General features: G+C 32.9%; 18 protein-coding genes. 4 read left to right on the top strand and 14 right to left on the bottom strand.

All coding sequences use genetic code 11. From position 1 onward, the window contains the following. Positions 1-900 precede the first annotated feature (900 nt). On the bottom strand, positions 901-1710 hold the full coding sequence (locus tag IQ05_RS14850; protein ID WP_144894246.1) for a lysophospholipid acyltransferase family protein: 810 nt from the start codon (positions 1708-1710) through the stop codon (positions 901-903). An 81-nt stretch (positions 1711-1791) separates the two neighbouring features. Continuing rightward, positions 1792-2442: an NUDIX hydrolase gene (locus IQ05_RS14845; RefSeq protein WP_144894245.1), complete on the bottom strand. Its 651-nt coding sequence runs from the start codon at positions 2440-2442 to the stop codon at positions 1792-1794. A 93-nt stretch (positions 2443-2535) separates the two neighbouring features. Here IQ05_RS14845 and IQ05_RS14840 point away from each other — a divergent pair, with 93 nt between their 5' ends. After that, positions 2536-2967: a DUF4268 domain-containing protein gene (locus IQ05_RS14840; RefSeq protein WP_144894244.1), complete on the top strand. Its 432-nt coding sequence runs from the start codon at positions 2536-2538 to the stop codon at positions 2965-2967. A gap of 16 nt (positions 2968-2983) precedes the next feature. Here the strand turns inward: IQ05_RS14840 and IQ05_RS14835 are convergent, their stop codons facing one another. The 5 genes from IQ05_RS14835 to IQ05_RS14815 form a co-directional block, all read right to left on the bottom strand. Beyond that, positions 2984-3388 carry a hypothetical protein gene (locus IQ05_RS14835; protein WP_144894243.1) on the bottom strand — a complete coding sequence of 135 codons (405 nt, stop codon included), beginning with the start codon at positions 3386-3388 and terminating at the stop codon, positions 2984-2986. Between the two features lie 3 nt (positions 3389-3391). Further along, positions 3392-4336 (bottom strand): NAD(P)H-dependent flavin oxidoreductase, encoded by a 945-nt coding sequence (locus tag IQ05_RS14830; protein WP_144894242.1) that lies wholly within the window; start codon positions 4334-4336, stop codon positions 3392-3394. 14 nt (positions 4337-4350) lie between these two features. Further along, complete coding sequence (locus IQ05_RS14825; RefSeq protein ID WP_144894241.1) at positions 4351-5964, bottom strand: S8 family peptidase; 1614 nt, start codon at positions 5962-5964, stop codon at positions 4351-4353. Positions 5965-6034: 70 nt separating this feature from the next. Beyond that, positions 6035-7222: a tRNA 2-thiouridine(34) synthase MnmA gene (gene mnmA / locus IQ05_RS14820; RefSeq protein WP_144894240.1), complete on the bottom strand. Its 1188-nt coding sequence runs from the start codon at positions 7220-7222 to the stop codon at positions 6035-6037. Positions 7223-7292: 70 nt separating this feature from the next. Beyond that, positions 7293-8009 carry a toxin-antitoxin system YwqK family antitoxin gene (locus tag IQ05_RS14815; RefSeq protein ID WP_244289587.1) on the bottom strand — a complete coding sequence of 239 codons (717 nt, stop codon included), beginning with the start codon at positions 8007-8009 and terminating at the stop codon, positions 7293-7295. A 418-nt stretch (positions 8010-8427) separates the two neighbouring features. On the opposite strand from IQ05_RS14815, the gene IQ05_RS14810 reads away from it, so the two are divergent. Further along, positions 8428-9390: a fasciclin domain-containing protein gene (locus tag IQ05_RS14810; RefSeq protein WP_144894239.1), complete on the top strand. Its 963-nt coding sequence runs from the start codon at positions 8428-8430 to the stop codon at positions 9388-9390. Between the two features lie 442 nt (positions 9391-9832). On the opposite strand, the gene yidC is transcribed toward IQ05_RS14810, so the two are convergent. From yidC to guaA, 6 genes are all read right to left on the bottom strand, one after another. Further along, on the bottom strand, positions 9833-11740 hold the full coding sequence (yidC, locus tag IQ05_RS14805) for a membrane protein insertase YidC (protein WP_144894238.1): 1908 nt from the start codon (positions 11738-11740) through the stop codon (positions 9833-9835). Positions 11741-11805: 65 nt separating this feature from the next. Further along, positions 11806-13419, bottom strand: a complete 1614-nt coding sequence (locus IQ05_RS14800; protein ID WP_144894237.1) for a CTP synthase — start codon at positions 13417-13419, stop codon at positions 11806-11808. A gap of 150 nt (positions 13420-13569) precedes the next feature. Next, entirely contained in the window at positions 13570-13800 is a 231-nt protein-coding gene (locus tag IQ05_RS14795; protein ID WP_144894236.1) for a DUF3820 family protein, read from the bottom strand. A 61-nt stretch (positions 13801-13861) separates the two neighbouring features. After that, positions 13862-14263, bottom strand: a complete 402-nt coding sequence (locus IQ05_RS14790) for an OsmC family protein (protein ID WP_144894235.1) — start codon at positions 14261-14263, stop codon at positions 13862-13864. Beyond that, complete coding sequence (locus tag IQ05_RS14785; protein ID WP_144894234.1) at positions 14263-16206, bottom strand: LysM peptidoglycan-binding domain-containing protein; 1944 nt, start codon at positions 16204-16206, stop codon at positions 14263-14265. Before IQ05_RS14785 ends, IQ05_RS14790 begins: the two co-directional genes overlap by 1 nt. A gap of 113 nt (positions 16207-16319) precedes the next feature. Beyond that, positions 16320-17849, bottom strand: coding sequence for a glutamine-hydrolyzing GMP synthase (guaA, locus tag IQ05_RS14780; RefSeq protein ID WP_144894233.1), 1530 nt, complete (start codon positions 17847-17849; stop codon positions 16320-16322). Between the two features lie 162 nt (positions 17850-18011). Between guaA and IQ05_RS14775 the strand changes: the two genes are divergently transcribed. After that, positions 18012-18539, top strand: coding sequence for a hypothetical protein (locus IQ05_RS14775; RefSeq protein WP_144894232.1), 528 nt, complete (start codon positions 18012-18014; stop codon positions 18537-18539). Positions 18540-18611: 72 nt separating this feature from the next. Further along, positions 18612-19415 carry an endonuclease/exonuclease/phosphatase family protein gene (locus tag IQ05_RS14770; protein WP_144894231.1) on the top strand — a complete coding sequence of 268 codons (804 nt, stop codon included), beginning with the start codon at positions 18612-18614 and terminating at the stop codon, positions 19413-19415. Position 19416: 1 nt separating this feature from the next. Here the strand turns inward: IQ05_RS14770 and IQ05_RS14765 are convergent, their stop codons facing one another. Further along, positions 19417-20259: an isoaspartyl peptidase/L-asparaginase gene (locus IQ05_RS14765; RefSeq protein ID WP_144894230.1), complete on the bottom strand. Its 843-nt coding sequence runs from the start codon at positions 20257-20259 to the stop codon at positions 19417-19419. Between the last annotated feature and the right edge of the window lie 4 nt (positions 20260-20263).

Below are 20263 nucleotides of genomic sequence, written 5' to 3'. Positions count from 1 at the left end.
GCTATTGTTATTCGACTAAATTCTAGTGGTTTTTTCAAATCTTCCGATTCTATTACTCTTATTCTTTTGTTCTGTTCTTGCGAACAAAACGGCTGTCAATTCAATATGTCTAGGAACGTGTCTTACTATTTTTTCGCCTTTCGTTTGTTTCTCAAAGCGGGTGCAAAAGTAGTTATTCTTTTTTAACCGGCAAGAAAAATTTGAAGTTTTTTTGATATAAATTTTATCTCGTTTGCTTCTCTTTCTCTTATCAATCTCTCAAAGAACTTCCGTTGTTTTGCGGGGTGCAAAGATAACTTTCGTTTTTAAATCTCACAAGCTTTTTTTAAAGTTTTTTCTAAAGATTAAATCCCTAATTACTTTGTTTTTCTTGCCAGTATTTTAATGAACGTCTGCGCTATTGCGGGTGCAAAACTACAACCTTTATTCGCTTTTACAAGCTTTTTTTGAACCTTTTTTTAATCTTTTCTTAACTTTTAAACTAAAGCACTGATTAAACGACTCTTAAAGCATAAACTTTTTTTAGCTAATTTGAATTTTGATTGCCAAACAGTGAAATCATAGCATTGATGGGGATTTGACACCATTCTATATATAAGGTGTAACGGTTTATATATACTCAATAATAGAATCCTTATCTATTATATACAGGTAGCACCTTTACCACAATAACAACATCATAAACCTTTATATATATAGGTAGTGATTATCTTCTCTAACAAAAAAGTCTTCTACACTCATAAACCGCGTTAGGGATAGCAGCGAAAAGCCCACAGTGACGACCAAAAGGAAGGAACGAGGACTTGCAGCGAAGAGCCCGACCTTATCTAAAACAACAAGAGTAGCAGGATCAACTGCTACTCTTGTTGTTTTAGATAAGGGAACGCCCAGCAAAAAAATTTAATATTCCCATCTACGGGTTTTGTTTAATTCCTCTTGCTCTTGAATGATCTCGGCTGGTATTACTTTTAAGAACGATGCATGTTGTTCTATTGCGTATTCTACTTTTTCTACAATTTCATCGATGGTGTCATTTTCATAATCAATATCCAGTGGTTCTTTGATGATAAAAGATTGAAGAATCCCTTTCTTTTTCATGCGCAATCCTTTTTTATCAAATGAACGGCGGAAACCATCAATAACTATAGGCACCACTATAGGTTTGTGTTGTTTGATGATGTGAGCAGTACCTTTACGTACTGGTTTGAATGATTTTGTAGTACCTTGAGGAAATGTGATTACCCAACCATCTTTGAGAGCGATTTTAATATTCTCCGTATCATCTGGATTGATATCTTTTTTTTCTGTGACATCAACACCTTTTTGGCGCCAGGTACGTTCTACAGAAATTGCTCCAGCATAAGCCATAATTCTTGGTAAAAGTCCAGCACGCATGGTTTCCTTAGCAGCAACATAATAAATGTTCATTTTAGGTTGCCATAAATAGGTTACGTCCTTAATATTATCTTCTCTACCACTTAGGCTTGCATTGAATACATGAAACATAGCCACCACATCAGCAAAATAAGTTTGATGATTTGATATAAACAGTACATTATTATCTGGTAAGTTTCGGATTATCTCCGATCCTTCGATTTGAAGTTCATTAAAGCCTCTATACCTGCGATGCGTAAAAGCTCCAAAAATTCTGATCAACCATTTTTTGATAAAGAGTATATGTCCGAAAGGATTTCTTTTGAATAATCCCATATTTTTTTGAATTTTATAATAGAATGCAAACTTACGAAAAAAAATAATTGCGAAAATATATGAAAAATGATAAAACTATGATTAACTATTAGGTTGTAATACCTGAATCAAAACCTCTTTCAGCTCACTTAATATCATTGCTGTTGCTCCCCAAACAATATGTTCATTAATATTAAAACCAGGAACAAAAATCTCATTTGAATAAGAAGTAATTTGCTTTTTGTTAACTAGAATTTCATTGTTTAGAAGTAGCATCAAGGGTATTTCGATTATCTGAGCAACCTCTAGTGGATCAGGAATAAAATGGAGAGGTTCTTTACTAATCCCTAAAAAAGGGTATACTAAAAAGTTGCTTGGAGGAATGTAAATTTCTGAAAATGGTTTTATAATTTTGATTTGACTTGGATCAATTCCGATTTCCTCATGAGTTTCGCGCAATGCGGTGTATGAAAAATCTAAATCGTCTTTTTCATGTTTTCCTCCGGGTAACGCAACTTGAGCTGAATGCACTCCATCATACGAATTTCTAACGATAAGAACTAAGTGCACTTTTCCATTTTTGGGATACAAAAGCATTAAAACCGAAGCTAACCTATGAATTTCATTTGAAACATCTACCTTTTTAAGGCTTTCTATTCTTTCAAGAGGAGCCATTTTTATATGTGCGTCAAAAGCTGGTAAATGGGAATTTATTATTTCTGGAACAATCTCTAAAAATTCTTGAAAATCCATAATCAATGTCTATTTTTGCAAATTGAAATAAAATCTAAATGTAGTTTAGATAATAGAGTATAGCAAATTTTACCACAAACAAAATACTTACACATGTATAGCAAAGAGGAAAACCAGAGATTAAAACGAGAATTTTGGATAGCATTTGCTGAAAAATACCCTAGAAAATGGTTGCTCTATGACACAAAAATTAAAGACTTTTCATTTAAGTTTTTTGTAGACAATAAAAAAGCTCAAGTACTTATTGATATTGAACATAGAAGTACCGAAAAAAGAATTGCCTATTTTGAAAAACTTGTTTCCTTAAAAAACATATTAAAAGAAGAGTACATATCATCCCTAGTATATGAGCAAGACTATACTTTAGAGAGTGGGAAAACTATTAGTCGCATTTGGGTTGAAAAACTACACGTGAGTGTGAGTAATAGAAGCTACTGGGATGAAATATTTGATTTTTATTATGAAAAAATGAATGCGTTAGAGTTATTTTATCTTGAATACGACTCTTATATTAAAGACATATAAAACCAACCTTTTTGGATTAAATAAGATTATAGACAATTATCCTATCCTCATAATTAATGTAAAGTTGTTTTCTGTTTTCTTGTTTTTTTCTAGTGATTATAGACAAAGTACACTCTTCTCCTTGATTGTCTTTACAATAAAACGTATCTACTTTATCAATATCATTTTCATCAGTATCATAATACTCGACGATTTCAAATAATTGGATAATTTGAGAATAAACAACTATTCTATTTTTCTTAGTATCTAATGTAACAATTAGATTCACATTTTTTGGCGCGGACCATTCCCCCCATTTGCCTTTTTCATTTTTTGTAGAAACACTTAGGGATGAAGTTTTGAATTTATAATTTTGGCTGTATAAAACAGGTCCCGTTATTATAAAAAACAGTATTATTAAAAATTTAATGCTCAATCTCATCGCTTAAAAATTAATTTTTGACATTTCTTTTTTGGCCTCCTCAAACTGTTCTAAAATATCATTCATAATTACACTTACAGGTGCTACATTATGAATTATACCCGCAATTTGACCTATCTCCAATTCACCATCAACTAGGTCACCCTCAAACATACCACGTTTAGCTCTTGCTCTTCCTAGTAATTGTATTAAATCCTCCTTAGTAGGACAAGTTGCATATAAATCCTGAACGTCTTGATAAAATTTATTTTTTATTAATCGCACAGGCGCAAGCTCTTTGAATGTAAGTTGGGTATCCCCTTCTTTAACTTGTACAATTGTATTTTTGAAATCAATATGTGCCGAAGACTCTACAGAAGCTACAAACCTGCTCCCCATTTGAACTCCATCAGCACCCAATGTCATTGCGGCAAGCATTCCTCTGCCTGTTGCAATACCTCCTGCAGCAATTAATGGTATTTGAATTTTTTCCTTAACCATCGGTATTAATGTGAGTGTAGTGGTTTCTTCCCTTCCATTATGACCTCCTGCTTCAAAACCTTCAGCAACTACAGCATCTACTCCTGCTTCTTGTGATTTTAACGCAAAAATAGAGCTGCTTACAACATGAACAACCGTTATTCCGTTTTGCTTTAGATAAGAAGTCCAAGTTTTGGGATTTCCAGCTGAAGTAAATACAATTTTCACCTCTTCCTCTACAATAATTTTCATTATTTCCTCAATGTTGGGATACAAAAGAGGCACATTAACTCCAAATGGGTTTGATGTTGCTTTTTTACATTTTTGAATGTGTTCCCGTAATACCTCTGGATACATAGATCCTGCTCCAATTAACCCTAATCCACCGGCATTACTTACCGCACTTGCAAGTTTGTAACCGCTATTCCATATCATTCCACCTTGAATTATTGGATACTTAATATTAAAAAGTGTCGTAATTTTATTCATTAGTCTAACTATAACTATTGTTTGTAAATTTTTCCAGTTTTAATGAAATCCTGAGATTGGAACTTGTATAAATACAATCCGGTTTGGAGTTCTTTAATTGAAATTGATGAGTCGTTATTCTCTATTTTTTTTTCAAAAACTTTTTGTCCTGCAGTATTAAAAAATTGTATTATTCCAGATGTACTATTTTTTGGCAAAATTAAAGATAGTAGATCGGCAGTGGGATTAGGATAAATAACTACTTCATTAACTGCTATTTCATTTAAATCTAACTGATCTGAGAAAGCAGCATTAAAATCTGGAACTCCATATCCGTATAGATTGTTTGGAGCCGCAAATCTATCTGACGACTTGATTATTATTTCTCTAATTTCTTTATTTGTTTTATTAGGTAAGGCCTGCCACAAACAAGCTACTAAACCCGTCAAAATTGGACTTGAAAAAGAAGTTCCGTTAGCTGTTACTATATTTCCCAAAGGATCTGAAATAATGGCTGATTGACCTTGAGCCATAACGTCTGGTTTAATTCTATTATCAAAAGAAGGACCAATTGAACTGAACGAAGTTCTAATTTCGCTTGCATTTACGGCTCCGATAGCTAAAACAGAAACTGCATCTGCAGGAACTGCTATATTTGGATTGGAAGACTCACCAGAATTACCTGCAGAACTAACTACAATAATGCCTCTTGAAAAAGCAATCTCAGCTCCACGTGACATAAATGCTGTTTTTCCGTCCATTTCACTGTACGTATGATTATAAGATGTATTGTCAAAATCAAAATAACCCAAAGAAGTATTGATGATATCTACACCTAAACTGTCCGCTTTTTCGGCAGCTTCAACCCAAAGTGATTCTTCTACTGGATTTTCAGATGTATCATTTTCAGTGATAAACAAATAATAAGAAGCATCTGGTGCTGTACCAACAAGCTGGTTTTCCTTAAAGCCTCCCATTGTAGAAAGTACCGATGTTCCATGAGAAGTTCCCGTGTAAAAATCTGGATTTCTTAAAACATAGTTATAACCTCCTAAAATTTGTTTGTTGTCTATTAATCGCTTAAATGGTTGGGCTGAATTAACACCTGGAAAACCACTATCCATAACTGCAATAATCTTACCTGAACCAGTATAGTTTTGTTGATGTAATAAATGCCCGTTTAGCATTTGAATTTGATTAGAGGATGTGCCGTAAGCATACTCTATCTTCGTCTTTGCTGTTTTTGAAACATTTTTTTCCTTTTTAACCGCAATACTTTTGGCTGATTGATTCAAGGATTTATTTGCAAAATCAATTTTTTCAACAAATGGTAATGCTTTCATTGCATTGAGATCTGTTTGTGTTCCCCTAACATGTATTGCATTGAGCCATTTTGAAGTAGCCATAACAGAAACTCCGCTCTTGCTTTTTATTTGATTAAGATAGGTACTTTCTATTGGAACATCTTTTGCATCTAAGTCAATTTTCTGATTGCTTCGTCGGTCTAATGCCCTTTGCGAAAGCATTTTTGATGGTGAATTAAAAAAAGTTGGTGAACTAGGTTTGTCTTTTAAATACACCCAAGCATCTTGTTGTGCATGAAGTAAAGATGTACATATAAATAATAAGATGAAGTATTTTTTTTTCATAGTGCACTGTATTATTAAATGTATAAAATTTAAAATTGATCTATTATGTGTACAAAAAAAATCTAAAAAATCATGAAATCACACCAGAGCCTACTAATTCTTCTCCTAAGTACCAAGCTGCAAATTGCCCTTCAGTGATTGCTGATTGTGGTTCCTCAAAAGAAATAAACATTTCATTTTCAAATTGATGTAATATTGCTTTTTGCAATGGCTGACGGTATCGTATACGTGCCATTACTTCTAAAGTTTCACCATTGATTAATGCCAAATCATCTCGTACCCAGTGCACCTCGTCTTTTAAAATTCGTAATGCCTTTTTAAATAAACCTGGATGATGGCTTGTAAGTCCAGTATATACGGTGTTTGTAATTACATCCGTTGCAATAATAAACAATGGGTCTTTTGTACCCCCTACATTTAAACCTTTACGCTGACCGATAGTAAAATAATGAGCTCCTTTATGATTACCCATAAATTTCCCCATCTCTGGAGTATAAGCAATTTTTGTAGCTTCAATACGGAGTGAATCTTCTACCGTTAATCCTGATTTGTCATCTTGCTGATATATAGGATGATCTTTATAAATTTGAATAATGGCTCCTTCTTTAGGCTGAAGTTTTTGCTGTAAAAATTCAGGAAGCCTCACTTTACCAATGAAACAAAGACCTTGAGAATCTTTCTTTTCGGCTGTTACAAGTTCCATTTGAGCTGCTATTTCACGAACTTGAGGTTTGGTCAATGCGCCTATTGGAAACAATGATTTTGATAATTGTTCTTGAGATAATTGACATAAAAAATAAGATTGATCCTTATTAACATCAGCACCAGCAACTAGTTGATATACTGTTTTACCCTCAATTTCAGTTTCACTTTTTTGACAGTAGTGTCCCGTAGCTACAAAATCAGCTCCCAAACTCAATGCAATTTTCATAAAAACATCAAACTTTATCTCTCTATTACAAAGCACATCGGGATTTGGAGTTCTACCTTTTTCATATTCATTGAACATGTAATCAACAATCTTCTCTTGATATTGTTCACTTAAATCAACTGTTTGAAAAGGTATACCTAATTTTTCAGCAACAAGAAGAGCATCGTTACTATCTTCTAACCAAGGACATTCATTAGAAATAGTCACTGAATCATCGTGCCAATTTTTCATAAACAATCCTATAACTTCATATCCTTCTTGTTGCAACAAATAAGCTGCAACGCTTGAATCTACCCCACCTGAAAGTCCTACAACAACACGCTTCATCTAAAAAAAATTATACTATTTAAGGGTGTAAAGTTACAAAAGATTTACATTAGAAATTCCCAAGATTTTTTTAATTGTTTTTGGTGTTTTTACTTTTTTGGTGCAGGCACATATTTGTTTCTTTGACAAGTTTTCCTTTTTCATAAAATTGCCAAATACCCATTTTTTTTCCATTTACAAATTTGCCTTGCGAGACAATGACTCCAATTGCATCTCTAAAAATAGCAACACCATCATAAACATTGTCTTTGTAAATGGATTCCTCAAGTACAACTCCATTTTCGGCAATTTTTTTATAAAGACCGTTTTTTAAATTATTTTTATAACTAATTTCCTCTGCAATAGCACTATTAGGATAGTACACATATCGCACACCTTCTAATTTACCCTTTACATAATTCTCAACAGTCATAATGGTTTTTGAGGCTTGGTGATAATATTTCCATTGTCCATCAAAAAGCTTGTTTATCACATTTCCTTCGCTGACTTTATTACCTTTTTGATCAAAAAATATTGTGAAAGCGGCATTGTTTTTCAAATTAAACTCGCGCGTAGCTATAACTGACATCGCTTTAGTATCATCATAAAATTTAAAAATACCAGTTTCCTTACCATGATCAAATGTTCCTTCATAACGAGGTCGTTTGGATTCTTCATAAACTCCCTTCCATAACCCGTGCTTTTTACCTTTGTCATCGTATTTATTAAATTCGGTTTGGGCAATACCCTTGTGTCCAAAAATTATAAATAATAAAACAGAAAACAACACCATTTGATTTTTAAACATAATAATAAGATTTTGATATGTAGTACAACTACAATATGTGACTTTTAGTGTCTCAAAATTACATTTTTTAGAAAGAAAAGTGTAAAACTCATATAGTTTTAATATTAAAAAATAAAAATAAATACTTTATTGCATCTATCAAGAATAAAGATGGAAGTTTCGATTAAATCCGGATTTTAATATTTGTTTAACTAAATAAAAAATTAATTAAAACAAAAAATAATACGAAATAATCTTTTTGGAATACTAAAATCAATGATTTACTGATTTTTAGTAGCCTAAAAGTAATTTTATCAAACAATAAACAGTTTTAAAAATAATAATAAAATTCAATACTGTTTATTAAATTTTTCTAAATATTAAACAAAAAATAAATTCTTATATTTAGTTTAGCAGAAACAATTAAACAATAACCCTTATGAAAAATGTATTAAAATTTAAAAACATTTTCGTTATTGCACTTTTGGCAATTCTATCCTTCTCGTGTGACAACGATGATGAAAGTACTACTGCAGATAACACAGTTACAGGTTTAGCTGTAAAATCTCCTAATTTAAGTATCCTTGTACAAGCACTTACTCGCGCTAATCTTGCAACAACACTTCAAGGAACAGGACCCTTTACCGTTTTTGCTCCAACGGATGCAGCATTTACAACTTTTTTACAAGCGAACAATTTCAACAGTATCAATCAAGTGCCGGTAGAGGTATTAACTCAAATTTTATTGAACCACGTGGTAAGCGGAACGGTAAAATCAACGGATCTACAAACTGGATACGTAAAGACCTTGGCCAAAAGCGCAACTTCTGGAACAAATACTATGAGCATGTATGTTAACTTATCATCAGGCGTTAGATTAAATGGTGTAGCTTCGGTTACTACCCCAGATGTAATAGCATCAAACGGTGTCATACACATTGTAGATGCAGTAATAAATTTACCAACTATTGTTACACATGCAACTGCAAACCCAAACTTTAGTTCACTTGTTGGTGCTTTAACTGGTGCTGGTCAGCCTAATTTTGTGTCTATATTGTCAGGTACTGGACCATTTACTGTATTTGCACCAAATAACGCTGCTTTTACGTCATTGAACACCGAGTTAGCTCCAGGTGGTATTGCCAGTGTTTCAGCAGCTAACTTGACAAAAGTATTACAGTACCACGTAGTTAGCCCTGCAAATGTATTAGCAGCTACATTAACCGAAGGACAAGTCGTAACACCAATATTAACTCCAGCTCAAACTTTTAAAGTATCACTTACAGGTGGTGCCAAAATTACAGATGCAAGTAATAGAGTTTCTAATATAACTGCATTTGATGTGCAGTGTTCAAATGGAGTTATTCATGTTTTGGACAAAGTTCTATTACCTATCTTATAATAATTAAAAAAATATAAACTAATTACTTTTAAATAATTAAAATGGCTGTCAAATTTTTCAATTTGACAGCCATTTTTTGTTGTGTATTAATTCGAATTTACTTAATTAAAAATTCTATTACTATCATTGTCTTAAAGATTTTGAATTGTCAATAAGTAGACAGACTTAAACTTTAAACTTAATACAATTAAAAAGGAACGAAATCAATTAGTTACGTCCAGAGTTTACCTTATAAGTTTAAGAGTTTGAAAAAAGACCAAACACTTACTTTACATACACATTCATTATATCCTTACCTTAAATATAACATCTATTCTTGAAAATAAAGTACCAAACAATTCACGCTAGAAAATCAATTTTTTGAAAAACTCAAATATTCAAGAATAAAAAAACCTCACAAAACAAATATGTTTTATGAGGCCTTAAATATTAAAAAATCTAATTACTTATTCTTTTTGTCCAATGCTTTTTGAGCTTCGGCTTGTTCCATTACTTCTTGTAACTTTCGTTGAAACTTACCTTGTTTTTTGGGTTCTTTCAGTTTGTTTTCTTGAATTTGTGCATGAATTTTATCACTGTCAATGAAATACTTTTTAATTACCAACATGATTAATATAGTAACCAAGTTTGATATAAAGTTGTACAAACTCAATCCAGCTCCATAACTATTAAAGAAAAACAACATCATTATTGGCGAAACGTAAATCATGATCTTCATCATCTTGGCCATATCTGGCATACCTTCTTGTTGTGGCGCTGCCATTTGCTGGTCTCCAGATGTCATTTTCATATAAAAGAAAATAGCTATCGCTGCAAGAATAGGAAACAAACTAATATGATTTCCATAAAAAGGAATGTAAAAAGGCAATTTTACAATTTCATCAAAAGATGAAAGGTCATCTGCCCAAAGAAAACTTTTATGTCTTAACTCAAATGCGGATGGGAAAAACTGAAACGAAGCCATCAAAAAAGGCATTTGAATCAATGCTGGTATACAACCTGCCATAGGATTCACGCCCGCTTTGTTGTAAAGCTTCATTGTTTCTTGTTGCTTTTTCATTGGATCTTTCTTGAACTTCTCTCCCAATTCAGCAATTTCAGGTCGCAATAACTTCATTTTTGCTTGAGACAAGAAAGATTTGAAAGTTATAGGCGACATAGCCAATTTTATCAAAATAGTAAAAACTATAATTGCAATACCATAGGCAATATATGATCCTAAGAAATCAAATAATGGTACAAATATGAAACGATTAATCCATCCGATGATTCCCCAACCCATTGTTACAATTTTCTCTAAATTCAAATCATAACTAGCCAATGTTTTATAATCAGATGGTCCCATGTACCAACTTAATTTGTGATCAATTTCACCATTAGTAAACGCTAATGGAATATTTGCTTTAAATGATTTAGTAAATGTTGTATCTACTTTTTCATCTTTCATCAAGTTAGTTGATGTTACTTGGGCGTTCTCAAATGGAGTTTTAGAAACTAATATAGTTGAGAAAAAATGCTGTTTGAAAGCTATAAATGTAGGTTTTTCAAGCAACTCATTCTCAGAAGCTCCAAGTCCAGCATAGTCTATTTTACCGTCTTTGTGCTCAAAATATATTTCAGTATATTTATTTTCGTAAGAAATACTTTTTTCATTTCTATTTGCCTTTAAATTCCACTCTAAATCTAAAGGTTTTGAAGTATTCAACACTTTTTGAAGACCTTGAGAACGAATATCAAAACCAATCATGTAATCATTTGGTTTCAAAATATATTTATACTCTAAAAACTCATTGGCTCCAGCCTTTAATTTCATAGACAAAACTTGGTCTGCACCAATTTTTGTTAATGATGATTCAAAATATAAATCTTTAGTGTTTAAAGTGCGGTTGTCCAAAGTGATCAACTGTACATTCAAACTAGCGTTGTTGTCGTTAATCAATTGGACTAATTGTCCTGACCCTTTTTTAAATTTTTCAAACTCTTTTAAAGTAGCCTCAACAATATATCCTCCTTTATTGGCAATTGTAAGTTTTACCAAGTCGTTTTCAATTGTTGTTACGCTAGCCTTTGCAGATGGCAAAGTTGCAGAATAAGCAAAACTACCTAAAGATTTTTCTAATTGTGCCAATTGTGTTGTATCCCCAGTTGCGGCAACAGCTTGAGCAGCAATTTCAACTTTTTTTACTTCAAGAGCCTTTGCTTTTGCCTCTTTAATTTGCAATGCCTTTTGCGCTTTTTCTGCTGCAACCACCTTTGGATCTGGTTGATTTTGATACATGATAAAAATCAAGATTACAAAAATTAAGGCAAAACCGATAATTGAATTGAGGTCAAATTTTTTTTGTTCCATTTTAATATTTAAAAGTGTTTAATCTATTAGTAGCAAGTTTCAGTAAATGTTTCACTACAACCTTACTATTTTTTTTTTGCTTGAACTGCAGCTGCTACAAAATTAACAAAAATAGGATGCGGATTTGCTACCGTACTCTTGTACTCTGGATGGTATTGAACACCTATAAAGAAAGGATGGTCCTTAATCTCTACAATTTCAACCAATCCTGTTTCAGGATTTACTCCAGAGGATATCAATCCAGCATTTTCTAACTGGTTCACATAGGCATTATTGTACTCATAACGATGACGATGACGCTCAAATATGGTTTCTTTTCCATAAATTTTGTATGCAAGTGTATCTTTTTTGATGTCACATTTCCAAGCACCTAATCGCATGGTACCGCCTTTATCAGTAACGGTTTTCTGTTCTTCCATCAAATTGACAACAGGATGTGCTGTATGTTCATTCATTTCAGTAGAATTGGCGTCAGCATATCCTAAAATATTTCTAGCCTGTTCAATGATCGCCATTTGCATTCCTAAACAGATTCCGAAAAAAGGAACTTTATTTTCCCTAGCGAATTGTACAGCAGCTATCTTACCTTCTATTCCTCTTTCTCCAAAACCTGGTGCTACTAAAATCCCATCTAAATTTGCACATTTTTCTTTGATATTGCTAGCATCTAAGTGTTCCGAGTGAATTGAAATTACATTCACTTTTGTTTCATTGGATGCGCCTGCATGAATAAAAGCCTCCAAAATAGACTTGTAACAATCTTGCATTTCAACATATTTACCCACCAAACCAATGTTGACAGTATGCTTAGGATTTTTCAATCTTTTTAAGAAAATGTTCCAGTTTTTTAAATCCGGTGCTGCTTTCTTTGGTAAATCTAATTTTTTCAAAGCTACAACATCTAATCCTTCTTCGAGCATTAAATTTGGAACCTCATATATAGTTGAAGCATCTATAGATTGTATTACCGCTTCACGTTTTACATTGCAAAAAAGAGCTAATTTATTGCGCAATTCTTCTGACAATTCGTGCTCAGTTCTACAAACAAGTATGTCCGCTTTAATACCGCTTTCCATCAATGTTTTTACAGAGTGCTGCGTAGGCTTTGTCTTTAATTCTCCAGCTGCAGCCAAAAAAGGAACCAAGGTAAGATGAATTACAATACCGTTGTGCTCTCCAAGCTCCCAAACTAATTGTCTAACAGACTCAATATATGGTAGAGATTCAATATCTCCTACAGTTCCACCAATTTCTGTGATTACGATATCATAATCCCCAGAATTGCCAAGCAACTGCATTCTTTCTTTAATTTCATTGGTAATATGAGGCACAACTTGTACCGTTTTACCTAAAAACTCTCCTCTTCTTTCTTTTTCAATTACAGACAAATAAATTCTACCTGTAGTAACATTATTAGCTTGAGATGTTGGCACATTCAAAAAACGTTCGTAGTGACCTAAGTCTAAGTCTGTTTCTGCTCCATCATCAGTAACATAACATTCTCCATGTTCATAAGGGTTTAACGTCCCTGGATCAACGTTTATGTACGGATCAAATTTTTGAATAGTTGTACGATATCCTCTTGCTTGTAACAATTTTGCAAGAGATGCTGCAATGATTCCTTTTCCTAAAGAAGAAGTCACACCTCCTGTAACAAAAATATATTTTGTTTGATTCATTCTGTCGAGTTTTGTGTTGTAGTTGTGTAAAAAAACGTGGCAAAAGTACAAATTTAATTGGACTATTAGAACATATACTTCTGAGATTTTATAGTTTAAAAAACGGAAGGATTAAACCCATATTGATAACTTAAAAGCAAAATTTAAATGCTATGGTTTGGGATATTTTTTTTTAATATTCCGAATCAAATCCTCTAGGCCATTAAGTTTTAATTCATAAACCAATTGTAATTGTTGCCCTAACTCACCTTTTGGAAAGCCTTTATTGGCATACCAAACAATATAATATTCAGGTATTTCAATTAAAAACCAGCCCTCATATTTACCAAAGGGCATTTTAGTATGAGCCAGTTTTATAAGTTGTTTTTGGTTTTGATCCATTTTATAAAAAGAAAAAAGCAAGAAATAAATCTCTTGCTTTATATGTATTGATTACTAAGTATTATTTCCAGTTAAACGAAATGCTTTTTTCTATTTCTGGATGCAAACTTAAAAAGACAGGACACGTTAAGGCAGCTCTTTCTAATATTGTTTTTTCTTTCTCATTTTGAGTTCCAAAAATATCAAATGCGATTTCAATTTTACCTATCCTTCTTGGTTCTGCATTCATGATTTTAGTAACATTTGCAATAGAACCCTTTAAATCAACATTTAAATCTCTTGCTTTAATACCCATAATAGTCATCATGCAAGTAGCCAATGCATTCGCAACGGTATCTGTAGGAGAAAAAGCTTCCCCTTTTCCGTTATTGTCTACTGGTGCATCCGAAAGAATTTCTGTACCCGATTGTAAATGAATCGACGATGTTCTTAAATCCCCTAAATATGTTACTCTTGATGTCATTACTTTGCTTCTTTAATCGTTAAATCTGTATCATAATACAAGATATAAATTCCGTTATTGCTATACCCTCCCGTGGTGTTTTTTGAGTAATCAAACTTATTATCTACTTGCTCTGTTGTAACTTCCAAGGTTGTTTCCTCAAACTTTTTACCTTGGGACAAACGCAAAAGCGTATCAAACGTAACATCAAATCCTCTTGTTGCAAAAACACTTGGATACACTTTATTTTTCTTTTTGTATTCTTTTTCAAAAATTAAAGCCTCTGGAGATTCATTTTCACGGCTTACAGCAGGATACATCAGTTTCAGTTTTGTTAAACTTGAAAAATTAATTTCATCTGTATCTAATGTTTCATTAGGTTCTAAAATAACTAATTGTACTTTGTAAGTTGCCATAGCACTCATTAATGCAGAAAGTGTAGCCTTGATCATGCCTGTATTTTCGGTTTCCATGACTACATAATTCATCTTGTCTTTTACTAATAAACTTTTAATACTCTCAGCTGATACACCCCCTGTAGCGGTAAGAGGTACAAAACGCACATCTTTGTGATTGTCTGAAATAAACTTTATTACTGAACCTTTTTTCTTGTCTACAACTGCAATCATATTCCCACCTTTGGTACGCATGTAGTCAAACATGGCATTCTTAACTGCATCCGGATTAGGAACCGACTGGAAAATGTTTGCAAATTTAACTTCATTTTCTTTTGACAAAGGAGATACTACTGGAACTTGATTTTGCAAAACAAGCTCTGCCATTTTCTCTACATTTGCTTGATAAAATGGTCCTATTATTGCGTCAGATTCTTCGAGATTATTACTTTTTGTCAATGCTGCTACGGCCGAACTATTTTTAGATTCTTGTGAATCTAGTATTTTTATTTCTACATTTAACCCTAATGTTTTTGCCGAATCAATTGCCATTAAAGCACCCGAATAAAAATCTAAAGTCATGTTTAGAAATTTATCTTTCTTTAAGCGTGCGGTAATAGAATTTACAGTGTCGTTTTCAATTTTTGTAACATTAAATGGCAACAATAAAGCTAATTTCTTTCTCTCGTTATTTTTCTTAGCAAGGACAGTAAATTCCTTTTTTATTGCTTCTACTGGTGTGATAGTAGCTGATTCTGGGATTTTTATCTCCATTCCTACTTCTACTCCATTAGCCAATGCTGGATTTTCTTTCAATAGTTCTTCTTGAGATAACCCCGACATTTTTGACAAACTGTAGAGCGTTTCTTTTGGCCTTACAACATAGCTTATAAAATTCCCTTTTGGAAAAACAGCTGCAGAAGCTACTTGTACAGATTCTTTTTTTACTTCAGTTGCTATAACTGATTTTGCAATTTTAATTGGATTTCCTTTAATGATTAGCTCATAACCTATGGGTAAATTGGATACAATTTCAGGATTTTTTCTCTCTAATTCTTCTATTGTAATACCGTATTTATTAGCAATAGAATATTTAGTTTCTTTAGCTAAAACAATATGTTTTACCGCTTTTTCCTGCGTAGGAACATTACTTTTTAAAGCCGTTTTAGATGGAATCACAAGAACTTGTCCAATTTTTAAAGCTTGAACATCTAGTAATGGGTTTACTTTTTGCAGTTCCTCTGTTGTAACATCATATTTTTTCAAAATTCCATACAAAGTCTCTTTTGGAGCCATGACATGTTTTGTTGAAGTTACCTCTTTTTTTACTGGTAAAGTAATAGCTTTTTTAGCACTTGGACTTGGAATCAACAAAATACTATTCAATTGCAATCCTTTTTGAACATCTGGATTTAACTGGTAAATATCATACGGTGTCACTTTGTATTTTTGAGCAATACTATTGATAGTTTCCCCTTTTTCAACCTTGTGAGTTGTAGCTTTACTTTGTGCAAGCGTACTCAAATTGAACCACAATGCTGTCATGCATACTGCTAAAAAATATTTCATCTTTTTTTATTAATTTTAAATCCTTAACAAACAACGGTATCAAATTTTATTCCAAAATCTGATACCGTTAATTCTTATGCGCTTATTATCACGCTATTTTAATTGAACTGGTGCTATTCCCATTCAATTGTTGCTGGTGGTTTTGAACTGATATCATAAACCACTCTATTTACCCCTTTAACTTTATTAATGATATCATTTGAAACTTTCATTAAAAACTCATACGGAAGATGAACCCAATCAGCAGTCATACCATCAGTAGATTCAACGGCGCGTAATGCAATTACTTTCTCATAAGTACGTTCATCACCCATAACTCCTACGCTATTTACAGGTAGAAGAATTGCTCCTGCTTGCCAAACTTTATCATACAATCCCCAAGATTTTAATCCGTCAATAAAAACAGCATCTACATCTTGTAAAATTTGTACTTTTTCTGGTGTAATATCCCCTAAGATACGTATTGACAATCCAGGTCCAGGGAAAGGATGTCTTCCTAGTAATTCTGGATCTATACCTAATGAAGCACCAACTTTTCTTACTTCATCTTTAAAAAGCATTCTGAGTGGTTCCACAATTTTCAATTTCATGTAATCTGGCAAACCACCTACATTATGATGTGATTTGATCGTTGCAGAAGGTCCTTTTACAGATACCGACTCAATTACATCTGGATAAATGGTTCCTTGGGCCAACCATTTTACATCTTCGATAATTTTTGACTCATCATCAAAAACTTCTACAAATACGCGGCCTATAATTTTACGTTTGGTTTCTGGGTCACTAACGCCTGCTAATTCAGACAAGAAACGATCTCCAGCATCCACTCCTTTTACATTCAATCCCATTCCTTTGTATTGATCTAATACATTTTGGAACTCATTTTTACGTAACAAACCATTATTTACAAAAATACAATATAGATTTTTACCAATAGCTTGATGTAATAAAACTGCTGCCACTGTTGAATCTACTCCTCCAGAAAGACCCAAAACAACTTTATCGTCTTGTAATTTTTCTTTCAATTCAGAGACCATTTCTTCAACGAAAGCATTTGGAGTAAAGGTTTGTGGAACCTCAGCTATTTTTACTAAGAAATTCTCTAGCATTTTAGAACCATCCGTTGAGTGAAAAACCTCAGGATGGTATTGTATTGCATAAGTGGTTTCGCCTTCAATTTTGTAAGCAGCAAACTCAACATCATGAGTGCTGGCTAGTTTTACACCATTTGTTGGCAAAGCTTTGATACTATCACTATGACTCATCCAAACTTGGCTGTTTGAAGAAACACCTTCAAAGAAAATCTCATCTTCCTTGATAAATGATAAATTAGCTCTACCATATTCTCTTGTATTAGATGCAGCTACTTCACCACCGCTAAAATGAGATAAATATTGAGCTCCATAACAAACTGCTAATAAAGGAAGTTTGCCTCTTATTTGAGATAAATCTGGATGGGGTGCATCGTCTGCGCGAACAGAAAATGGACTTCCTCCAAGAATTACTGCTTTATAAGATGATAAATCACTCGGAAAATGATTATATGGGAAAATTTCGCAGAATATATTTAATTCGCGAACTCTACGCGCAATAAGCTGTGTGTATTGCGATCCGAAATCTAAAATAAGTACGTTGTGTTGCATGCGCAAAAATACTTTTTATATTTTGAATTGAAAAATTGAATTTTGAAAAATATTCATTTAATTTGCTTACAATGCCATTCTCAACTTGTAAACTTAAAATTTCTAAAATCCATACTACAGAAATTTGCGTACATCCCAAAAATAAATTCACAAAATGTAATTATGAAAACAAAAATTTCTTTAGCCATAGCTGTATTGTTATTGATTGCGACTTCTTGCAATGTAATTGATGATTTACTCACTTTTAACATTGAAAATGAAACAAGTATACAAATTGATAGTGCTTTTCCTGTTGGGACAGCTTTTACAATTATCACTCCTGATGTCACGACAAATTCAAGTGCCACATTTGAAAACAATAATACGAAGGCCGATTTAGTTAAGGATGTGAAAATTACGGATTTGAAATTAACGATTACTAACCCTAGCAATAAATCATTTAGTTTTCTAAAATCAATACGATTGTTTATTTCAACAGATGCAAATGACGAGATTGAATTAGCATTTTTAGAAGACATTAATTCAACTGCCACTACTTTGAACCTGACGTGTACTTCGGCAAAACTTGACAAATACGTTAAAGCTCCATCGTATACTATTAGAACAAGAGCTGTTGTAAAAGAAACCTTGACTCAGGATATTACTGTAAAAGCTAATATGAGATTTAGAGTTACTGCTGATCCTTTTTAAAATACAGTTAACCAAAAAAGATATTCTAAACTAAGAATTGCGAAGATTTTTATCCTTTTTATACACTTACCGTTGAAATCATTTTTTTTATTTTTACTCTTACTTGTTCAGTTGTCTTTAACTGGACAAGTCAAAGTTATTTCTTGGAATATTGAAAATCTTGGTAAATCAAAGAGCAATGAAACTATCGATTTTATTGCACAAACTACACGAGACTATGATATTATTGCCATACAAGAAGTAGTTGCGGGTTACGGTGGTGCGCAAGCAGTGGCACGGCTAGCAGATGCGTTAAATAGAAAAGGATCTAAATGGGATTACTCCATCAGCAATCCTACCTCCAGTAGCGCTTATAAAACAGAGCGATATGCTTTTTTATGGAAAACAAGCAGAGTAAAACTTATTGGAACTCCTTGGTTAGAAAAAAAATACCATCTAGAAATAGATAGAGAACCGTATTACGCCACTTTTGAATTTGATAAAAAACAATTCACATTAGTAAATTTTCACGCCATTACAAAAAGTAGACAGCCCGAAACGGAAATCAAACATTTCAAGTTTTTACCTAATTTGTATCCAACTCTTAATTTGGTTTTTTTAGGTGATTTTAATTGTCCGCAGTCGCATTCTGTTTTTGGCCCGCTAAAAAAATTAGGATATAAATCAGCGTTACAAAACCAAAAAACATCTTTGAAAAGGAAGTGTCAAAACAATACTTGTTTGGCGTCAGAATTTGACAATATCTTTTACAATTCAAATCGAATTTCGTTTTTAGATACAGGAGTAATTCATTTTTACAATAAATTCAATTCACTAGAAGAAGCTAGAAAAGTATCTGATCACATTCCTATTTGGATGTCATTCAAGGTGCTTTAATTTATTCAAAAACCTGAAATTCAGTTCCGTCAAAACTAGCATAAACCATACTAGGATGTGAATCTTGATGGTAAATAGTACCGTTGTGATCTATTGCAATTGCACCTGCAAAACCATCATAGGGTAATAACTCATTGAAGGTTTTAGCAAAAGCGTCTTTCAGTTGCATTCCATCAGTTACTCGGGTAACAATTTTTACAGCTGTAGCATTACTTACAATATCTTCTCCTACACCTGTCATGCTTACGCCACAAAAAGCATTGGCATAATTTCCTGCTACAGTTGCCGAATCTGAAATTCGACCTGGGATTTCAAAACCTTTACCACCAGTAGAAGTAGCTACAGCTATTTTTCCATCTTTATCTAATGCTACACATCCTACAGTTCCTGTTCCGGTAGCTTTTAATTTGGCTTCAAATTCTTGTTTTCGTTGTGAAATTTCTGTAGAAAAATACTCAAACCCATTCGCTCTAGCAAAATTAGTAGCTCCAGATCCTCCTAAAATTCGATCATCTTGTTGCATTAATAGAGCCGCTACCTCAATAGGATTTTTTACAGCTTCTATATTGATTACACCACTCATTTTTTGGGTTTCACCATCCATAAGAGCAGCACTCATCCTAATTTTTCCGTCACTTTGAATTTGTGAACCCGTTCCTGCATTAAAAAGAATATCATTTTCAAGTTGGGTTACAGCATAAACAACCGTTTCTGAAGCAGTATGAGTTTTTAAGTACTCATAAGATCGCATCACTATTTCTTCAAGTGCTTTCTGTTTTGCAATTTTAGTATCATCTGAAGTTGATGATTCCGAAAAAAAACCGCCGTGTATAATTAGTTTCATAATG

Source organism: Flavobacterium tiangeerense (assembly GCF_007830355.1).
GTDB lineage: Bacteria > Bacteroidota > Bacteroidia > Flavobacteriales > Flavobacteriaceae > Flavobacterium > Flavobacterium tiangeerense.
The sequence above is the reverse complement of the archived record's forward strand: the minus strand, read 5'-3'. Positions and strand labels throughout refer to the sequence as shown.